The organism is Pseudonocardia charpentierae (genome assembly GCF_031845345.1).
In the GTDB taxonomy this organism is placed as follows: Bacteria; Actinomycetota; Actinomycetes; order Mycobacteriales; family Pseudonocardiaceae; genus Pseudonocardia; species Pseudonocardia charpentierae.
Genome location: NZ_JAVREJ010000001.1, coordinates 524,512 through 541,796 on the forward strand (window position 1 = coordinate 524,512; position 17,285 = coordinate 541,796).

Consider the following 17,285-nt stretch of genomic DNA (forward strand, 5'->3'; position numbering starts at 1 on the left):
AGCCGCTGTCAGCCCCAGCCCAGCCGGTGCAGGGTCGCCTCGTCGATTCCGAAGTGGTGGGCCACCTCGTGCACCACCGTGACGGCGACCTCGTCCACCACCTCGTCCTCGTCCGCGCAGACGTCGAGGATCGCCTCGCGGTAGATCGTGATGCGGTCGGGGAGCACGCCCCCGTAGTTGCTCGTCCGCTCGGTCAACGCGACGCCCTCGTACAGCCCGAGCAGCGACGGGTCGTCGGCGTGGCGGTCGTCGACCAGCACCACGACGTTGTCCATCGCCCGCGTGAGCTCAGGCGGGATCGAGTCGAGCGCGTCGGCCACCAGCTCGTCGAAACGCCGACGCGTCAGCGTGATCCGGTCCGGCTCCACGCCACCAGTCTGCCGTCACGCCCCGCCGCCGACGAGCGACGCCAGGTTCGGTGCGGGGGAGAGCGGCGGCTTCGGCAGTGTCGGCTGCGCTGGGAGCTCGGCGGGATCCGGGACAGGAACCGGGGTCTCGTCGTCCGGGGTCGTCGACGTCGGGGTGCTGTCGAGCGGCGGCGCGTCCGTACCCGTCGGCGTGGGCGTGCCGGTGGGTGCGGGCTCGGTCGGGGAGGGTTCCGGCGCGGACGTCGGCACGGGCTCGACCGGTGGCACCTGCGCGGGGACGCCGGGCTTCGGGGAGTTCGTCGCGGGCGGTGCGGCAGTGTCGGACACTGTCACCGGACCGCGGACCGTGCCGGTCACGGGCGCGAAGCCGCTGCGGTCGGGCAGCAGGGCCGCCAGGTTGCAGTTCACCCGGCGGGTGCCCGCCTTCCAGGAGTCCTCGGTGAGGTTGTCCCAGTAGACGGTGAGCTTCTTGTCGCCGATGACGTCGTCGCCGCCCGCGTACTTGGTGGCCACCTTCGTGCACTCGGTCTGCAGGAACTCGTCCTGCTCGTCGACGGCCGGGAACTCGTCGGCGTCGAACTTCTTCGCCATGTCGACGACCCCCACCGCCTCCACGGCGTGCGGGCCCGTGCAGTCGACGGGGTCGCCGATCGTGCGCCCGTCGATCCCCAGGCAGGTGCCCGGGTCGTGCACCGCCGCCTGGTCCTGCTCGACGGCCTTGCCCGCGATCGGGTACAGCGCGCCCGAGCGCGACGAGCTCTGCAGGCCGCACCGCAGCTCGCGGTCGCCCTGCGCCCACTTCGCGGGCGACGGCTTGAGCGCCCCGATCCGGAAGCGGCCGTCCGGGTCGAAACGGCCGTTCAGGTACTGCTTCACGACCGGGTCGCACCGCTCGCGGACGAGCTGGCGCCACCGGCCGTCGTCCGGCAGGTCGGTCTGGTCGGCCAGGAGCACCGTGCCGGCCTGCTCGAACAGGTGGGCCTGCGCGCAGTCGACGGCCTGGGTGTCCGAGGCGTCGGCGCGCGTCCAGCTCAGGCACGTGCCCGGGGTCGACGGCGGGAGCGCCACCGCGGCGAGCTCCTGCTGGGCCGCAGGCGCAGGCAGGGAGGCGAAGGACCCGAGGACCGGGACCTGCGCACCGGTGACGGTGTCGAGCAGCGCGACGACCAGCATCGTCAGCGCGCCCGCCAGCACGCCGGCAGCCAGCCGACGTGGCGCGGCGAGCTCTGCCGAGGCAGGACGCGGCCGGGTACCGCGGGGTGGGCCGTCGAAGCGGGGAGCGGTGACGGGCGACCCGGCGGACCGGCGCTGGGGAGCGTTGCGGAGGTCCATGACGTTCGTCATCATGCCGTTACCTACCGCGACGCCGTGCAGGGGGCCCGGTGTGTCGCGTCGACCGGTCGACGGGGTGCTGTGAACGACCCTGTTTCCGCCGGTGGAGGCCAGGAAGTTAGGGTTACGGCACGCGGTGTCGGGACGGGTGGACGGGTGGCCCACACCAAACCGTGGTGATGACGCAGCGTGACGTGAATCGGTGTCGATCTGCGCCGGGTTGCGGGCCTGCTGCGCCACGCGGCACTGTCGGTGGTGGCACTGTGCGAATGCGGAGACGCCACGATCGACAGGGTCGCGGCCGACAGGCGCCGGGGGAGGCGAAATGACGGAACGCGACGAGAGCGGCGGCCCGGTGGACCCGGAGTCGGGAACGACGGAGGAGACCCCACGCCGCGGTCGTATTCGTCAGCAGGACGAGAACACGACCCCGCGGGAACCGACCCTCGCCGAGCGCCGTGCCCGTGAGCGGGCCGAGCGGCGCAAGCGCCAGGAAGAGGAGGAGCGCCTCACGTCGGAGGCCGCCGGGCGCAAGAAGCGCAAGCGCATCCTCGTCGGGGCCGGCGTCACCGTGGGAGTCGTCGCGCTGATCGCCGTCGGCTACTCGGCCGCGGCGCCGGAGGAGGAGATCGAGGCGCACTGCGTCGACGACTCCGGCGTCGTCGTCGACGACAGCAACTGCGCCGTTCCTGCGGAGAACACCAACAACAGCACCTACGCCGGCGGCGGCGGGTTCGGCTTCTTCCCGATCTTCATCGGCGGCGGCGGGCGGCAGTACCACTACAACTACGGCGGTAGCGGTGGGATCGGCCAGACCGTGAGCGGCGGGACGACCACCGTGCCCAGGGACGGCACGCCGGTGCGCACGTCGTCGGGCAGCTCGACGGTCACCCGCGGCGGGCTGGGGGTCTCCAAGAGCTCGACCGGCAGCAGCGTGGGAGGCAGCAGCTCCGGCGGCAGCAAGTCGGGCGGCTCGGTCGGGTCGAGCTCCGGTGGCAGCAAGAGCGGCGGCAGCTGAGCTGGCCAGGAGGGATTGGACGTGGAACGCCGGAGGGGAGCCCCGCGCGCGGGGTGGCACAAGACGGTCACCGAGCAGGGCCTGGTCTACGACGCGCCCGGCCGCGGCCAGGGCGGTGCCGAGCGGCCCTACTGGGACGAGTCGGTGCACTACGTCTTCGCGATGGACGAGATCCTCGCGCTCGAGGCGGACGTCGAACTGCTGCACTCGATGTGCCTGGAGGCCGTCGACCACGTCGTGACGACCGAGCGGTTCCGCGACTTCGCGCTGCCCGAGTGGGCTCACGAGGCCGTCGCCGCGTCGTGGAAGCGGCACGACCCGCACATCTACGGCCGCTTCGACCTCCGCTACGACGGCCGCGGGCCGTGCAAGATGCTGGAGTACAACGCGGACACGCCGACCACGCTGCTCGAGGCGTCGATCCTGCAGTGGTACTGGCTCAAGGACACGCACCCCGACGACGACCAGTGGAACTCCCTGCACGAGAAGCTCGTCGAGCGCTGGACCTCGATCGCGGACGGCCTGCCGTCGGGCGACGTGCACTTCACCTGGTCGTCCGGCGACGCGACGGGTGAGGACCACGTGACGGTGGGCTACCTGCAGGAGACCGCCGCGGAGGCCGGGCTCGACACCATCGGCCTGGCGATCGAGGACATCGGCTGGGACGCGGCCCTCGACCGCTTCGTCGACCTCGAGGAGGCCCCCATGGCCGGGGTCTTCAAGCTCTACCCCTGGGAGTGGATCCTCAGCGACGAGTTCGGCAAGCACGTCGTCCGCAGCCTCCCCGAGACGCTGTGGCTCGAGCCGCTGTGGAAGTCGCTGCTGAGCAACAAGGCGCTGCTGGCGGTGCTGTGGGAGCTCTACCCGGGCCACCCCAACCTGCTGCCCGCGTACCTGGACCAGCCGGGCCTGCTCACGGAGTACGTCCGCAAGCCCCGCCTCGGCCGCGAGGGCGCCAACATCACGATCGTCTCGCCCGGCAGCGAGGTCGCGACCGGTGGCGTCTACGGCGACGAGGGCTACGTGTACCAACTGTTCGACCCGCTCCCCGAGTTCGACGGATTCCGCCCCGCTCTCGGGGCGTGGATCGTCGGCGACGAGGCCGCGGGCCTGGGCATCCGCGAGACCGTCGGGCTGGTGACCGACGACGGCGCCGCGTTCGTGCCGCACCGCATTCACCCCGAGTAAGTCCTACGCCGAATAGATCAGACCCCGAATAACCACCGCTCCCCTGGAGGACCTTCATGACGCTCGCGGCCATCGGCCCCGGGTTCTTCCCCCTGATCGGCCGCGGGATCGGCTCGATCCTGCTCTACGCCGTGCTCGGCGTGCTGCTGATGCTGGTGGGATTCTGGGCGATCGACATCACCACCCCGGGCAAGCTCAACCGGATGGTCCGCGAGGGCCTGCCCAACTCGGTACTGGTGACGTCCGCGGGCCTGGTCAGCATGGCGTTCATCGTGGTGACCGCCATCTGGACCTCGAGCGGATCGCTGATCGAGGGCCTGCTGAGTGCACTGATCTTCGGACTCGTCGGCATCGCCGCGCAGGTCGGTGGAGTGCGCCTGCTGGAGTGGGTGACGGGCATCCGGATCGGTGCGGTGCTGCGGTCGGAGGTGCTGGAGCCCGAGGCGTGGGTGGTGGCCGCAGCGCACGTGGCGCTGGGGCTGGTCGTCGCGGTGGCGATCATCTGACCGACGCCCTGGTGCGGCTCAGGCCGCCGGAGCGGCGATCCTGCGTAGCCGGGCCGCGATCGCCGCGGCCATGATCAGGCAGACGACCGTCGGCCCCGCCACCTGTGCGGTCACGGCCGCCGTCGCCGGGTCGGCGGGCACGACGAGCACAGCGGCGAACACCGCCGTCCCCACGACCCAGGCGATCGTGGCCGTCCGGTGCACCCGCAGCGCGACGAGGGCGGGCTGCAGCACCTGCGCCGTCAGCATGGCGACCGTTCCGAGGCCGAGCAGGCCGGCCGCGGTGTGCGGCAGGTCGAGCGGTGCGCCGAAGAAGGCGCGGACCGCCCAGGGCCCCAGCGCCGCGGTCAGCGCCGTCGCCGGGACGCCGACGACGGCGACCGCGAGCAGCGCGACCCGCAACCGGGATCGCAGGTGGGCGGGGTCCGCGCGCTCGGCGCCCGCGGTGAGCGTCGGCAGCAGGAACGCCTGCACCGGCCCGAACAGGAACACCGGGATGCGGGCCAGCACGAACAGCGACACGTAGCTCGCCGCGACCTCCGGAGCCCCGAGGAGCCGGGCCGTCAGCACCAGCGGGGCGGCGTTGGCGACGACGTAGGTGAGCCAGGACGCGAGGGCGAGCAGGCCCGTCGCGCGGGCCATCCGCCACACGTCGACCGGCGGGCCGGGCGCGCGGTTCGTCGTCGACGGTCTCCGGCCGGGCAGGCAGAGCAGGGCGGCGAGCCCCGTACCGAGCGCGAACGCCCAGCCGTAGGCCAGCGGATCGGTTGCGCCGACGAGCGCCAGCACCACGCACGGGACGAGCCGGACGGCGCCCTCCAGCCCGAGACTGACCGCGTACCAGCCGAACCTCTGCTCGCCGGCGAACAGGCCCCGCAGCAGGTAGACCGCCGCCGCTCCGATCGCCGCGACGATCGCCGCCGCGAGCAGGCTCCACGAGCCGCCGAGCACGCGGGGCACGAGCAGCGGAGCCGCGGCCAGCAGCACCGCGCCGACGACACCGGCGTAGCCGGCACCCACGGCCAGCCCGGCCCGTCCGACGGCGCCGGTGCCGAGGCCGGTCGCCCGGCGGCTGCTCACCTCCCGGTTGGTCTCCTGCTCCAGCGCGGTGAAGACGCCGGGGCTGGTGATCGCGACGAGCAGGTAGAGCGACGCCACCGCGGCGTAGTCGCCGGGCGCGAGCGTGTGCCCGGCGGCGCCGAGCACCACGTACGCGGAGACGCCGAGCACGAACAGCCCGCCGCCGACCGGAGCGACCTCGGCCACGCGCCTGCGCAGCGCCGAGGTCCTGTGCACGCGGCACACGGTAGGGCAGCGATCGCGCCGCGCCCTGCTCGTGCGTCAGGCGGTTCGCCGGCCATCGCGCGTTGGCTACCCTGGCGCGCGCCGGGCCCGGCCCGGTCGGTCCACAGAGGAAGGTCCCGTCGGCCATGACGTTGCCGAGGGCGACGAGCTCCGCCGCGACGAGTTCGGGGGTGGGGGCTCGCGCCGTGCCGACTTCACGCCTGCCTGCCGACGACGCGGTGTCGTCGGTCGAGCTGTCGGTCGTCCTGCCGTGTCTTGACGAGGCCGAGACCCTCGCGACCTGCATCCGCAAGGCGAAGCGCTCGTTCGCCGTGCTCGGCGTGACCGGTGAGGTCGTCGTCGCGGACAACGGCTCGACGGACGGGTCGCAGGACATCGCGCGCTCCGAGGGTGCGGTCGTCGTCGACGTGCCCCGGCGCGGGTACGGCGCCGCGCTGATCGCCGGCATCCGGGCCTCGCACGGCGAGTACGTGCTGATGGCCGACGCCGACGACAGCTACGCCCTCGACGACCTGGGTGGGTTCCTCCGTGAGCTGCGCGACGGCGCGGACCTGGTGATGGGCAACCGGTTCCGCGGGCGGATCGAGCCGGGTGCCATGCCGTTCCTGCACCGCTACGTCGGCAATCCCGTGCTGTCGCTGGTCGGCCGGGTCTTCTTCCACATCCCCGTCGGCGACTTCCACTGCGGCATCCGCGCCTTCCGTCGCGATCGGGTGCTGGAGCTCGGGCTGGTGACGTCCGGCATGGAGTTCGCCAGCGAGATGGTGGTGCGGGCGTCGTTGGCGGAGCTGCGCATCCGTGAGGTGCCCACCGTGCTCCGGCGCGACGGCCGGACCCGCGCCCCGCACCTGCGGACCTGGCGCGACGGCTGGCGGCACCTGCGCTTCCTGCTGGCGTTCAGCCCGCGCTGGCTGCTGCTCTACCCGTCGATGTTGTTCCAGGCCGTCGGGCTGGCCGGGATGCTGTGGCTGCTGCTCGGGCCGAGGGCGGTGGGGCGGGTGGTGTTCGACGTCCACACCATGCTGGCCTTCGCGACGATGTTCGTGCTGGGTGTGCAGGGGCTCGGGCTCGCCGTGATCGCCCGGTCGTACGCGGCGCACCTCGGCCTGCTCCGGCAGTCGCCGGGGCTCGTGCGGGTGCTCGTGCGCGTCTCCCTCGAGCGGGGCCTGGCGCTCGGCGGGGTGCTCCTGCTCGCCGGTGCGGTCTGCTTCGTGGCGGCGCTGACGACGTGGGGCGCAGGCGGGTTCGGGCCGCTGGACGTCGCGTCGTCGCTGCGCCTGCCGATCGTCGGCTCGGTGCTGGCGATCACGGGATTCTCGATCATCACCGTCAGCTTCACACTGAGCCTGACGCGGATCGGCGATCGCTAGCGGTGGACGACGCGCTGGTGTTCGTCGCGGCGGCCGTGGTCGCGTACGTGCCGGGGCTCGTACTGCTCGCCGCGGCGTCGGTGCCGCCGGGGTTGCTCATGGTGGCCCTGGCCCCGGCGGCGTCCGTCGCGGTCGCGGGAGTGACGGCGGTGCTCGTCGCGCCGGTCGGCCTGCCCTTCGGGCCAGTCGCGCTGCTGGCCGTGACGGCCGCCGTCGGTGCCGCCGCCGTCGCGGTGCGGCTCGCCCGGCCCCGCGAGTTGCGCGTTCGTGCACGGCGAGTTCTGCGTCTGCGCTTGCAGGTGCCGCTCGTCGTCGGCTCCGTCATGGTCGCCGTCGGGGTCGCGTTCGCCTCCTGGGCCTGGGTCGCGGGCATCGGTCCGCTCGCCACGCGGCCGCAGGAACACGACATGATCATGCACGTCCTGCAGACCGCATACGTGACCCGCACCGGCCGCGGAGCGCCCTGGCAGCTGGCCCCGGTGGACCTGCTGACCGGCACCCCGACCTGGTTCTACCCGTCCGGCGTGCACCTGCTCGCCGCGGCGACCGCCGGGCTGACGGGCGGCGCGGTGGTGCCCGCGCTCAACGCACAGACGGTCGTCCTGCTCGCCGCCGCCGGGTGCACGGGCGCCGCGGCTCTAGGGGCGGTCGCCGCCCGGCAGCTGGGGCTGGGCCGGGGCAGCGCGATGCTCGTCGCCGGGGTCGCGTCGCTGGTGATGGCGGGGCTGTACCGGCCGGCGCTGGTGCTGATGCACGACGGCGGGATCCTGGCCAACGCCGTGTCGCTGTCGCTGGTCCCGGCGGCGGTGGCGGGGGTGCTCGCGTTGGGGTGCCCGGCCTCCGGCGGACCGCAGCATGGTGGCTTTGCTGCGGTCCGAGTGCAGCAAAGCCACCATGCTGCAATCCCGCGCGCCCTGCCGATCCGGGCGGGAGCGGGGGTCGGGGCGAGCATCGCCGGGGCCGTGTGGTGCCACCCCAGCGCGGCCGTGTCCATCGCCGTCACGACCGTCGCCTGGTGGGCCGGGATGGCCGTCGCACCGCGGGGCCGGGCCGAGCTTCGCCGCGCCGTGCGGGGGCTTGCCGTCGCCGCGGGCGTGACCGCGGTGCTGCTCGTCCCCGCCGTCGGGCCCGGTCTCGGTCAGTCGGCCCGCACCGCGAACTGGCCGCCGGACACCGGGCCGGTGCCCTTCTACCGCGCACTCGGCGAGACGCTCGGCTTCCCCTACTCCGGCTGGATCGACCCGGAGCAGACGCGCTCGCAGACCTGGGTGCTGCTGCTGGTGCTCGTCGGGATCGGCGCCGTCGTCGCGCTGCGGCGCGGGATCGGGCCGGTGGCGGCGTTCGCGGTGTGGAGCGCGGTCGTGATCGGCGCGTGGCTCAGCCCGGGCACCGGCGTCGACGCCCTGGTCACGCGGTTCTTCTACCACGCGATGCTCCGCACCTGGTCGCACGTCTACCTGCTCGCACCGGTGCTGGCCGGGCTCGGGGTGGTGCTCGTGGCCGACCGGGTCGCCGTGCTCGCCCGCCGTCGCCTGCCGCTGCGGGCGTCGTGGGCCGCGCTCGCGCTCGTCAGCGTGGCGTTCGTCGGCTACGCCGCGGCACCGGCCGTCGGGTACGCCCGGATCGCCGAGGTCTCGGTCGCCACCCGCTACCGCACGCCCGAGTTCGTGCGGATCGGACCCGACGACGACGCCGCGATCGCCTGGCTCGCCGCCCACATCCGGCCGGGCGAGCGCGTCTTCAACTCGCCGAACGACGGGTCGACCTACCTCTACGTCGAGCGCGGCATCCCGATCGTCAACATCTACACATTGGGCCTGACCGGGGTCCCGTACACGTACCGGCTGCTGCAGACCTTCGACACCTACCCGACGGACCCCGCCGTCCGCCGCCAACTCGCCGACCTCGACGTGCGGTGGGTGTACGTCGACACCGACACTCCGGCGATCGGTTCGGCGGGCTCGCCCGAGGACTGGGCCGGCCCGGACGGTTTCCGGCTGGCGCCCGGCCTGCGCGACCTCGACGGCCTGCCCGGACTGAGGGAGGCGTTCCGCTCGGGATCGGTGACGGTGTACGCGCTGGATCTGGCGGCCGTCGGACCGCAGCCCGACGGCGGGTAGGCGTGTTGAGCGCACGTTGAGGAAGCGTGAAGCCGGCGCAAAGCACTGTCGGCACACTCGCCGCCGACGGCGGCCGGAGGGGCTCCGCGTGCGGAAAGACGGGTAGGCCATGACGGTCGATCGGGCTGTGTCGGATCGGATCGGGTCGGAACGGATCCTGGCGGATCGAGCAGGGACGCAGCGGGCGAAGGTCTTCATCTACGCGGACGACCCGATCTCCCAGGCCGGTGTGGCCAGCCAGCTGCGGCCGCGCCCCGAGGTCCAGGTCGTCGACGCCGCGGAGCTCGACCAGGCCGAGGTCGCCGTCGTCGTCGCCGAGCGCGTCGACGAGGAGGTGCTGCGGGTGATGCGCGCCGTCCGCCGCGGCAGCGTCCCCCGCACCGTGCTGATCGCCGGCTCGCTCGACGACGCGGCCGTCGTCACCGCCGCGGAGGCGGGCGTGTCGGCGCTGGTCCGCCGGTCGGAGGTCACGCCGGAGCGGCTCGTGTCGGTGATCCTCAAGGCCCGCGACGGCGGCGCGGAGATGCCCGCGGACCTGCTCGCCGGCCTGCTCGGGCAGGTCGGGCGGTTGCAGCGGCAGGTGCTCGCGCCCCGCGGGCTGCGGTTCTCGGGTCTGAGCGACCGCGAGGTCGAGGTGCTCCGGCTGGTGGCCGACGGCCTCGACACCGGCGAGATCGCGCGGGAGCTGGCGTTCAGCGAACGGACGATCAAAAGCGTGCTGCACGACGTCACCACCCGGCTGCAGTTGCGCAACCGGGCGCACGCGGTGGCTTTCGCCGTCCGCGAGGGATTCATCTAGTCGTATTCTTGCCACATGTCCTACCCCGGAAGCACCGTGACCGCGCCCGCGGGCAGCGCCACGGCGTTTCCGGGGGTCGCGTCGAACGCGCTGGTGCGGCCGGTCACCGGAGCGAAGCTGGTCGACACCTGGGGTGCCGCCCGCTCGGGCGGACGGCGGCACGAGGGCATCGACATCATGGCCCCGGAGGGCACGCCGATCCACGCCGTCGCCGGCGGGACGATCGTGCAGGGCTTCCAGAACTCGCTCGGCGGCCTGGTCGTCCGCATTCAGGGCGACGACGGCCGCTTCTACTACTACGCCCACATGACCCCCGGCAGCATCGACCACCTGAAGGTGGGTCAGCACGTCGCGGCAGGCCAGGTGATCGGCGGAGTCGGGCACAGCGGCAACGCCGTGGGCACCCCGAACCACCTGCACTTCCAGGTCCGCGAGAACGGCCAGTGGGTCAACCCGTACACCTTCCTCAACCCCTTGCCGGAGGTCGGTGGCGCCGCCGGCACGGCATTCACGGCGGGTGCGACCGACCCCTTCGCCATCGACCCCGGCGGCCCGCCGTCGGTGACCGATGCCGACCAGGACGGGCTGATCGACCAGTTCGAGCGGCTCTTCGGCACGGACACGACGAAGTCGGACACCGACGGCGACGGGCTGACCGACGCCTACGAGACGTCGGTGAGCCACACCGATGCCGTGTCGATCGACACCGACCGCGACGGCCTGACCGACGCGCACGAGCTGGCGAGCGGGACGGACGCCGGCCGGGCTCAGGTGTCGGACGCGGTCCGCGCCGCCAAGTTCGGCGGCCTCGCCACGCTCGACAGCGACTCCGACGGGGTCAGCGACCTCCAAGAGCAGAAGGCGGGCACGAACGCACTGGCCGCCGACACCGACCGCGACGGCTTGAGCGACGGGTTCGAGGCGGCCAAGGGCAGCAACCCGCTGTCGATGGACAGCGACAACGACGGCCTGACCGACGGTTTCGAGTCGGCGTCCGGCACCCTGGAGCCCGCGGCCCAGGCCGGTGTTCCCGGCGGCGCGGCGCTGGCCCCCGGCGGGTTCGGTGCCGAGGGCGGTTTCGCGGCGGGGGCCGCCGGTCCGCTGGGCGCGGACCCGCTGGGCACCGGGGCGCCCGGCACCGGCCTGGACCCGCTCGACGTCCACGACCACTAGGGGCGCTCGATGGCCACCCTCAGCTCGTCACAGATCTACACGCTGCTGCTGCAGGGCGGGTTCAGCCCGGACAAGGCCCGGTTGATGACCGCCATCGCGCAGGCCGAGTCGTCGCGGAACCCGGGCGCGATCGGCGACGTCGCGCTGCAGAACGGCACCTGGGGGCCCTCGGTGGGGCTGTTCCAGATCCGCACGCTCAAGTCGGAGACCGGTACGGGAAGCGACCGCGACATCCAGCGCCTGCTCAACAACCCCGCCGAGCAGGTGCGGGCGGCGATGAAGATCTCCGACGGCGGCAGCAACCTCCGCCCCTGGAGCACCTACACCAACGGGGCGTATCTCAAGTTCCTGAACGAGCCGCTGCAGGCGGGCGCCGCGCTGCCGTCGACCTTCGGCGCCGGGGCCGCGCCGTATGGCGCCGGGCCGTATGGCGCCGGGCCGTACGGAGCAGGCTCCGCCGCCTTCGCCGCCGGCATGAACGGCGCCGGCACCAACAGTGTCGGTGCGAGCAGCGCCGATCCGTTCGCGATGGCCCCCGTACCTCAGCCCTCCGGCATCACGGACCAGGACGGCGACGGGCTCACCGACGACTTCGAGAAGCTCTTCGGCACGGACGCGACCAAGGGCGACTCCGATGGCGACGGGCTGACCGACGCCTACGAGACGTCGATCAGTCACACGGACGCGCTGTCCGCCGACACGGACCGCGACGGGCTGACCGACGCTGCCGAGGTCGCCGCCGGTTCGGACGGCGGGCGTGCGCCCGTCCCGGCCGCGGCACGGGCGGCCGGTTTCGGCGGTACGGCGGATCTCGACACGGACGGCGACGGCCTCAGCGACGGCTACGAGCAGAAGATCGGCACGGACCCGACGCTCGCCGACTCCGACCGCGACGGCCTCGCCGACGGCAACGAGATCGCTCGCGGCCTCAACCCGCGCCTGCTCGACAGCGACAACGACGGCCTGGCCGACGGGTTCGCGGCCGAACACGACCTGGGCGGCCCCGCCGGTCCCGGGGGACCGGGAGCCGGGGGCGTCCTGGACCCCCACCTGCTCTGACCCACCCGCACTCAGACGCGGGCCGGGACCAGCGTCGCCACGATCCCCTCGCAGGTCCGCACCACGCCGCGGGCCGCGATGCGCGCGTCGCGGCTCGTCATCGGCGACGACTCCACGCGTCGCCACCGGTCCAGCGCCGCGTACGAGGCGTCGAGCAGCTGGGGGACCGACGACTCCTCGGGCAGTCCCAGCCGACGCGCGACGCTGTGCCCTGATCCGCCCAGCAGCCGGTCCATCTCCTCCTCCAGCCGCTCGGCAACGGTGACCGCGCCCGTCCTCAGGTCGGTGAGCAGCCGGACCTCCACGAACTCGTGCGCCGTCGACATCACCTCCTCGACGCGCGCGTCGATCCGGTCGGCGTCGGCGCAGCCGCCGCGCCGCAGCACCGCCCGGACCGTGGCCAGCGCCGACCGCGCCCGCAGCAGCCGGCTGCGCTCCAGGAACTGTCGCGCGAGCACCCCGCGCAGCTCCTCCAGCCCGCTGTCGGCGGCGAGCCGTTGCGCCAGCTCCGTCGCCGACCGCACCGTGCGGTTGCGGATCAGCATCACCGACAGCCGCACGCCGAACAGCCCCAGCCGGTCCGCGAGGTGCGCCCGCTCGAGGGGGGTCAGCATGACGTCCGCGTCGTCGGCCAGCAGCCGGTCCGCGGTGAGCAGCAGCTCGTTGCACACGTCCTCGGGCAGCGCGGCGATCATGGCGAGCGCCCGGTACTCCTCCTCGCGCAGCGTCGTCCCCGCCTGGCCGAGCAGGCCCGCGACCGGCAGCACCAGGGGGGAGAGGCGGTGGATGCGCGGGTCGCGCTCGTAGCGGTCGGCCACGCGGGCGGCGACCGTCAGTGCGTCGAGCCGGCACGACCCGATCTCGTCGGGCCGCGACAGCACCCCGACCGCGTTGAGCGGGGTGCCGCGGCCCAGCTCGTCGTCGTGGAACGCCTCGAGGAACCGGACGTCGCTCGCGTGGCTGTGCCGGAACAGGTACAGCACGGCGTCGACCACCGGGGGCCGGTCGTCCTCGGCGGAGAGCAGCGTGGACGTCCGCTCCGACACCTCCGTGGACAGCGACGCGATCCCCGGGGTGTCGACCAGCGTGAGGTCCTGCAGGCGGGACGACGGCCAGCTCACCTCGAGGTGGTCGAACGTGTCGACCGGCGCGCCCAGATCCACGTCCAGCGCGCCGCCCTCGCGGCTGAACGGGCGCTGCTCGCGCCGCCCGTCCTTGTGCACCGCGATCACCCGCACGGCGTGGCCGCCGATGTACCAGGTGACGAGCTTCGTGCACTCGCCCGCGTCCGTCGGAGCCAGCTCCTCGCCGACCAGCGCGTTCAGGAGCGTCGACTTGCCGGCCTTCACCCGGCCGGCGATCGCCAGCCGGAGCGGGCCGGACAACCGGTCGACGGCCTCGGCGAGTTGGTCGCGCGACACCGGGTCGAGCGCCCGGTCGCGGGCCACACCGACCAGCTCGCGTACGGCGGCGGTCAGCGGGTCGTCGTGCGGGCTCATGCGGCCCCCCGGGAGGCCGTCCGCGTCGAGCGACCGAGCCGCTCGATCTCGGCCCGTTTGTCGGCCAGCTCCGCGGCGCGCTGCTCGCGCTCCTGCGGGGTGAGGGAGGCGGCCCGCTCGGCCGAGGTGAGGGCGCGCTGCGACGAGGCGTGCATGACGCCCGCCCGGGCCTGGAACTCGTCGCGCAGCTCGCGGCGGGTGCGGCGGAGGGAGTCCAGGCAGTCCTTCTCGATCACGAAGTTGGCCTCGTCCAGATAGCGCCTGCACGACATCTTCGCCTGCTGGCGCCGGTAGGTCAGCTGGCGCTGGCGCTCGTCGCGGATGAGCTTGCGACCGATGAACCCCACCCCGATCGCGACCACGGGTGCGGCGGCCAGCAGCAGCAGGCTCCCGGCGAAGAAGCTCGCCGCCGACCCCGCCAGCGTCACGGGGATGAGTGCGGCGCGGCCGGCGAACAGCATCCGGACCATCTTCTGGCTGTCCGGCGCGGCGAGCTGGGCCGGGTCGAACGACAGCCCGCGCAGCACGTCGACGGGCGCGGTCAGCCCCAGCTCCAGCGGTTCCTCCGACTCCAGCGCGAACGCCTCGGCCACGTCGGTGGCCAGCTGCGCGGCCCGCTCGTTGAGCAGTTCGTGGTTCTCGTTCGCCGCGCGCACGACCTGGCGCTGCAGCCACACCTCGATGTCCGGCCAGGTCTCCTTGGGGTCGCCCTGGTCGATGACGGCCTCGACGTCGCGCACGACCGTCCGCATCCGCCCGGCGAGGTCGTGCTTGACGTCGGCGATCAGCTGGTCGATGCCGTCGAAGAGGAACTGCTGCCAGCCGTTGCCCCGCTCGACGAGCTTGCGCGTGCGCTCGGACCGGCGCCGCAGCGCCCCGACGACCTCGGCGGACGCCTCCGGCTTCGCCAGCACCTGCTGCTCGGCCGCCACCTCCAGGCGCAGCTGCTCCTGGACGAACCCGAGGTCGCGGTGGGCGGCCGCGGCCGCCAGTTCCGTGGCGTTCTCCAGGACCGAGGTGCGCAGCCAGTCGAACAGCGCTGCGAAGCCCGACTCCTCGTTCAGCTTCGGTGAGCGCCATGCCCGCAGCCGAAGGAACGACGACACCGGGATCACGGGCAGGTCGATCCCCGCGGTCTTGAGGTGCTGGCGGTCCAGCTCGACGATCCGCCGCCACGAGGGATACAGGTCGGTCTTGGTCACCACGCACACCGCGGCCGGGCAGCGCTCCATCGCCTGGCGGAGGAAGTCGACCTCCGGCTTCGTGAGCTCCTGCGAGGCGTCGGTCACGAAGATCACGCCGGTGGTCGTGCGCAGCGCGCCGAGCGTGACGATCCCGTGCGCGGACTCCAGCCCGCCGACGCCGGGGGTGTCGACGAGGCTCAGGCCGGTCTTCAGCAGGCGGTGCGGGAGGCGGACCTCGACCGAACGCAGGCGCCGCCGCCAGCTCGCGTCGGCGGCCTCGGAGACGAGCTCGGCGAGCCGGTCGACGTCGACGGGCTCCTCGACGATCTGGCTGTCCGGGGAGCCGTCGGCCCCGGCGGCCGGCTCCAGCTGTGCCACGGCCGACGGCTCCGCGCCGTAGCGGACGATCGTGGGGACGGCGGTGACGATGTCGGCGTCCGTCGGGCAGACGTCGGTCTGCAGCATCGCGTTGACCAGCGTGCTCTTGCCGCGCTTGAACTCCCCGACGATCGCGACGCCGAGCACCTGCTGGTCGAGCCGCTTGCGTGCCTGGTCCAGGTGGCTGCCGAGGTCCGGGCGGTCGTGCTGCTCGGCGAGCTGCTTCCCCTCGTCGAGGGCGCGGACGACGCGGGCGAGGTCGGCCGGGGGCTTCGCGGGCTCGGGTCGGCCGGGTGCCGGGCGGCGGGTCGGCGTGGGTGCAGGGGCCGGCGACGACGGCTGCGGTCGCGCGGGGCGCTGCACGGGTGGTGCGACGGGTCGGGGAGGAGGTGGCGTGGGGCGCGCGACGGCCGGGGGCGGCGCGACCGGGCGCTGCGGCTGCGGTTCGTTCCGTTCGGCGGGCGGTGTGGGCGGTGTGGGCGGTGGGGGCGGTGCGGGCGCCGGGGCGGGTGCAGGCGCGGGCGCCGCCGGAGCCTCGGCAGGTGCGGCGTCGGTGAACCAGGCGGAGGGGGACGGCGCGGCGGCGGCGGGCGCGTCGCTGGACCAACCGAGGTACTCCCCGCACTCCGCGCAGAACTGTGCGCCAGGCGCGTTGTCCTGGCCGCAGCTCGTGCATGCGGTCATTCGGGAACCACCCTCATGGTTGCCATTCTTACGGATCTGCGCTCGTGGCGGCGGTGCCGACCTTTTCCTGACGGGTGAGGCCGGTAACCTGCGGCGCAGGGTCGGCAGGTCGCCGGCGCCGAAACAGGCCGAGGGGGCTCGATGGCCGCGGTCGTGTGCGAGAACTGCGGTACGAGCAATCCTGCGGGGCGACAGTTCTGCGAGAACTGCGACGGGTTCCTCGACTGGAGCGGCGTCCCGGAAGCCGGCCCGGTCGCCGCGGCACCCGCTCCCGTCGCACCGGTCGCCCCGCAGCAGCAGGCGCGACCGCAGCAGGCACCTCCGCCGCCGAGCGCCCCGGGCCCGGCCACGTTCACGCCGCCCTACCGCCCCGCGGCCCCGCCGCCGGGTCCGACGGCGGCTCCGCCACCGCACCTGGGGCCACCGCATCTGGGGCCACCGCATCTGGGGCCACCGCATCCCGGCGCCACCTTCGCCCCGGTCGCGATGCCCCCGATGAGCACGGCACCGCTGCAGCGGACGTGCTCAAACTGCGGCACCGCGAGCGACCCCCACCGCCGGTTCTGCCGCCGCTGCGGTACCTGGCTGGTCACGCCGACGCTGGTGGCGCCCGCCCCGCCGGACCGGCTCGGCAAGCGCCTGCGGCGTCGGTGGTGGGGCGGCACGAGCGGCGCCTACAGCGGCGATCTCACACGCGGCACGGTCGCCTTCCGCATCCTCTCGGTCGTGCTCGTGCTCGCACTGGTCACCGGCGTGCTGACGCTCGCGGGATGGCACCCGATCCGCCGGGTCACCGACCTCGTCGGGCACGTCACGGGCAGCGGTCGTGTGGAGCGGGTGACGGCCCAGGCGCTGCCCGCCGACGCGCTCCCCGGCTACCCCGCCGCGTGGGGCGTCGACGACGTGCGCGGTCGTGGGTTCGCCACCCGCTGGACGTCGGGCTCGTCGGGCGACCCGAGAACGGCGTGCGCCGGCGCGACGTCGGCCACCGCCAGCTCGCTGCTCCTCACCCTCCCGCAGCCCACGAATGTCCGCGAGATCGGTATCGAGGCGGGGCTGCCCGCCGGCGACCCGCAGCTCGCCGCGCGGTGGCGGCCGCAGACGCTGGAGCTGCGCTGGAACAACGGCAAGTGCCAGGTCGTGCAGCTCGCCAAGGACCCCGGGCTGCAGCGGTTCGCCGTCGAGCAGGGCACGGTGAGCCAGGTGACGGTGGTGGTCGTGGCCGGCTACCCGCCCGACGGCCAGGGCTCCGACCGCCTCGACATCGGGGAGATCACCTTCTGGCAGCGCTGACCCGCGCGC

General features: G+C 73.7%; 14 protein-coding genes. 9 read left to right on the top strand and 5 right to left on the bottom strand.

All coding sequences use genetic code 11. The features are described 5' to 3' along the window. Positions 1–8: 8 nt before the first annotated feature. Positions 9–368 (bottom strand): metallopeptidase family protein, encoded by a 360-nt coding sequence (locus RM445_RS02530; RefSeq protein ID WP_311554287.1) that lies wholly within the window; start codon positions 366–368, stop codon positions 9–11. A 15-nt stretch (positions 369–383) separates the two neighbouring features. Continuing rightward, positions 384–1,715: a septum formation family protein gene (locus RM445_RS02535; protein WP_311554289.1), complete on the bottom strand. Its 1,332-nt coding sequence runs from the start codon at positions 1,713–1,715 to the stop codon at positions 384–386. 310 nt (positions 1,716–2,025) lie between these two features. Here RM445_RS02535 and RM445_RS02540 point away from each other — a divergent pair, with 310 nt between their 5' ends. From RM445_RS02540 to RM445_RS02550, 3 genes are read left to right on the top strand one after another with little or no spacing between them, the layout of a single operon-like run. Then, a complete protein-coding gene (locus RM445_RS02540) occupies positions 2,026–2,718 on the top strand; it encodes a hypothetical protein (protein ID WP_311554291.1) in 693 nt (230 codons plus the stop codon). A gap of 21 nt (positions 2,719–2,739) precedes the next feature. Next, entirely contained in the window at positions 2,740–3,906 is a 1,167-nt protein-coding gene (locus RM445_RS02545) for a glutathionylspermidine synthase family protein (RefSeq protein ID WP_311554292.1), read from the top strand. Positions 3,907–3,962: 56 nt separating this feature from the next. Next, positions 3,963–4,412: a DUF350 domain-containing protein gene (locus tag RM445_RS02550; RefSeq protein ID WP_311554293.1), complete on the top strand. Its 450-nt coding sequence runs from the start codon at positions 3,963–3,965 to the stop codon at positions 4,410–4,412. 18 nt (positions 4,413–4,430) lie between these two features. Here RM445_RS02550 and RM445_RS02555 read toward each other — a convergent pair whose 3' ends face one another. Further along, positions 4,431–5,708 (bottom strand): lipopolysaccharide biosynthesis protein, encoded by a 1,278-nt coding sequence (locus RM445_RS02555; RefSeq protein ID WP_311554295.1) that lies wholly within the window; start codon positions 5,706–5,708, stop codon positions 4,431–4,433. A 194-nt stretch (positions 5,709–5,902) separates the two neighbouring features. Between RM445_RS02555 and RM445_RS02560 the strand changes: the two genes are divergently transcribed. The 5 genes from RM445_RS02560 to RM445_RS02580 all read left to right on the top strand — a co-directional run bounded on the left by RM445_RS02560 (position 5,903) and on the right by RM445_RS02580 (position 12,238). Continuing rightward, the gene (locus RM445_RS02560) at positions 5,903–7,087 is read left to right on the top strand and encodes a glycosyltransferase family 2 protein (protein ID WP_311554296.1); all 1,185 of its coding nucleotides are present in this window, start codon (positions 5,903–5,905) and stop codon (positions 7,085–7,087) included. A 2-nt stretch (positions 7,088–7,089) separates the two neighbouring features. Next, positions 7,090–9,207 carry a DUF6541 family protein gene (locus tag RM445_RS02565; protein ID WP_311554298.1) on the top strand — a complete coding sequence of 706 codons (2,118 nt, stop codon included), beginning with the start codon at positions 7,090–7,092 and terminating at the stop codon, positions 9,205–9,207. A gap of 109 nt (positions 9,208–9,316) precedes the next feature. Next, a complete protein-coding gene (locus RM445_RS02570; RefSeq protein ID WP_311554299.1) occupies positions 9,317–10,006 on the top strand; it encodes a helix-turn-helix transcriptional regulator in 690 nt (229 codons plus the stop codon). Positions 10,007–10,021: 15 nt separating this feature from the next. Beyond that, positions 10,022–11,179 (top strand): M23 family metallopeptidase, encoded by a 1,158-nt coding sequence (locus RM445_RS02575; protein WP_311554300.1) that lies wholly within the window; start codon positions 10,022–10,024, stop codon positions 11,177–11,179. Between the two features lie 9 nt (positions 11,180–11,188). Beyond that, complete coding sequence (locus RM445_RS02580; RefSeq protein ID WP_311554301.1) at positions 11,189–12,238, top strand: hypothetical protein; 1,050 nt, start codon at positions 11,189–11,191, stop codon at positions 12,236–12,238. 11 nt (positions 12,239–12,249) lie between these two features. On the opposite strand, the gene RM445_RS02585 is transcribed toward RM445_RS02580, so the two are convergent. Further along, complete coding sequence (locus RM445_RS02585) at positions 12,250–13,737, bottom strand: dynamin family protein (RefSeq protein ID WP_311554302.1); 1,488 nt, start codon at positions 13,735–13,737, stop codon at positions 12,250–12,252. Beyond that, complete coding sequence (locus RM445_RS02590) at positions 13,734–15,983, bottom strand: dynamin family protein (protein ID WP_311554303.1); 2,250 nt, start codon at positions 15,981–15,983, stop codon at positions 13,734–13,736. Before RM445_RS02590 ends, RM445_RS02585 begins: the two co-directional genes overlap by 4 nt. Before the next feature lie 141 nt (positions 15,984–16,124). On the opposite strand from RM445_RS02590, the gene RM445_RS02595 reads away from it, so the two are divergent. Further along, complete coding sequence (locus RM445_RS02595) at positions 16,125–17,276, top strand: hypothetical protein (RefSeq protein ID WP_311554304.1); 1,152 nt, start codon at positions 16,125–16,127, stop codon at positions 17,274–17,276. The last annotated feature ends 9 nt before the right edge of the window (positions 17,277–17,285 follow it).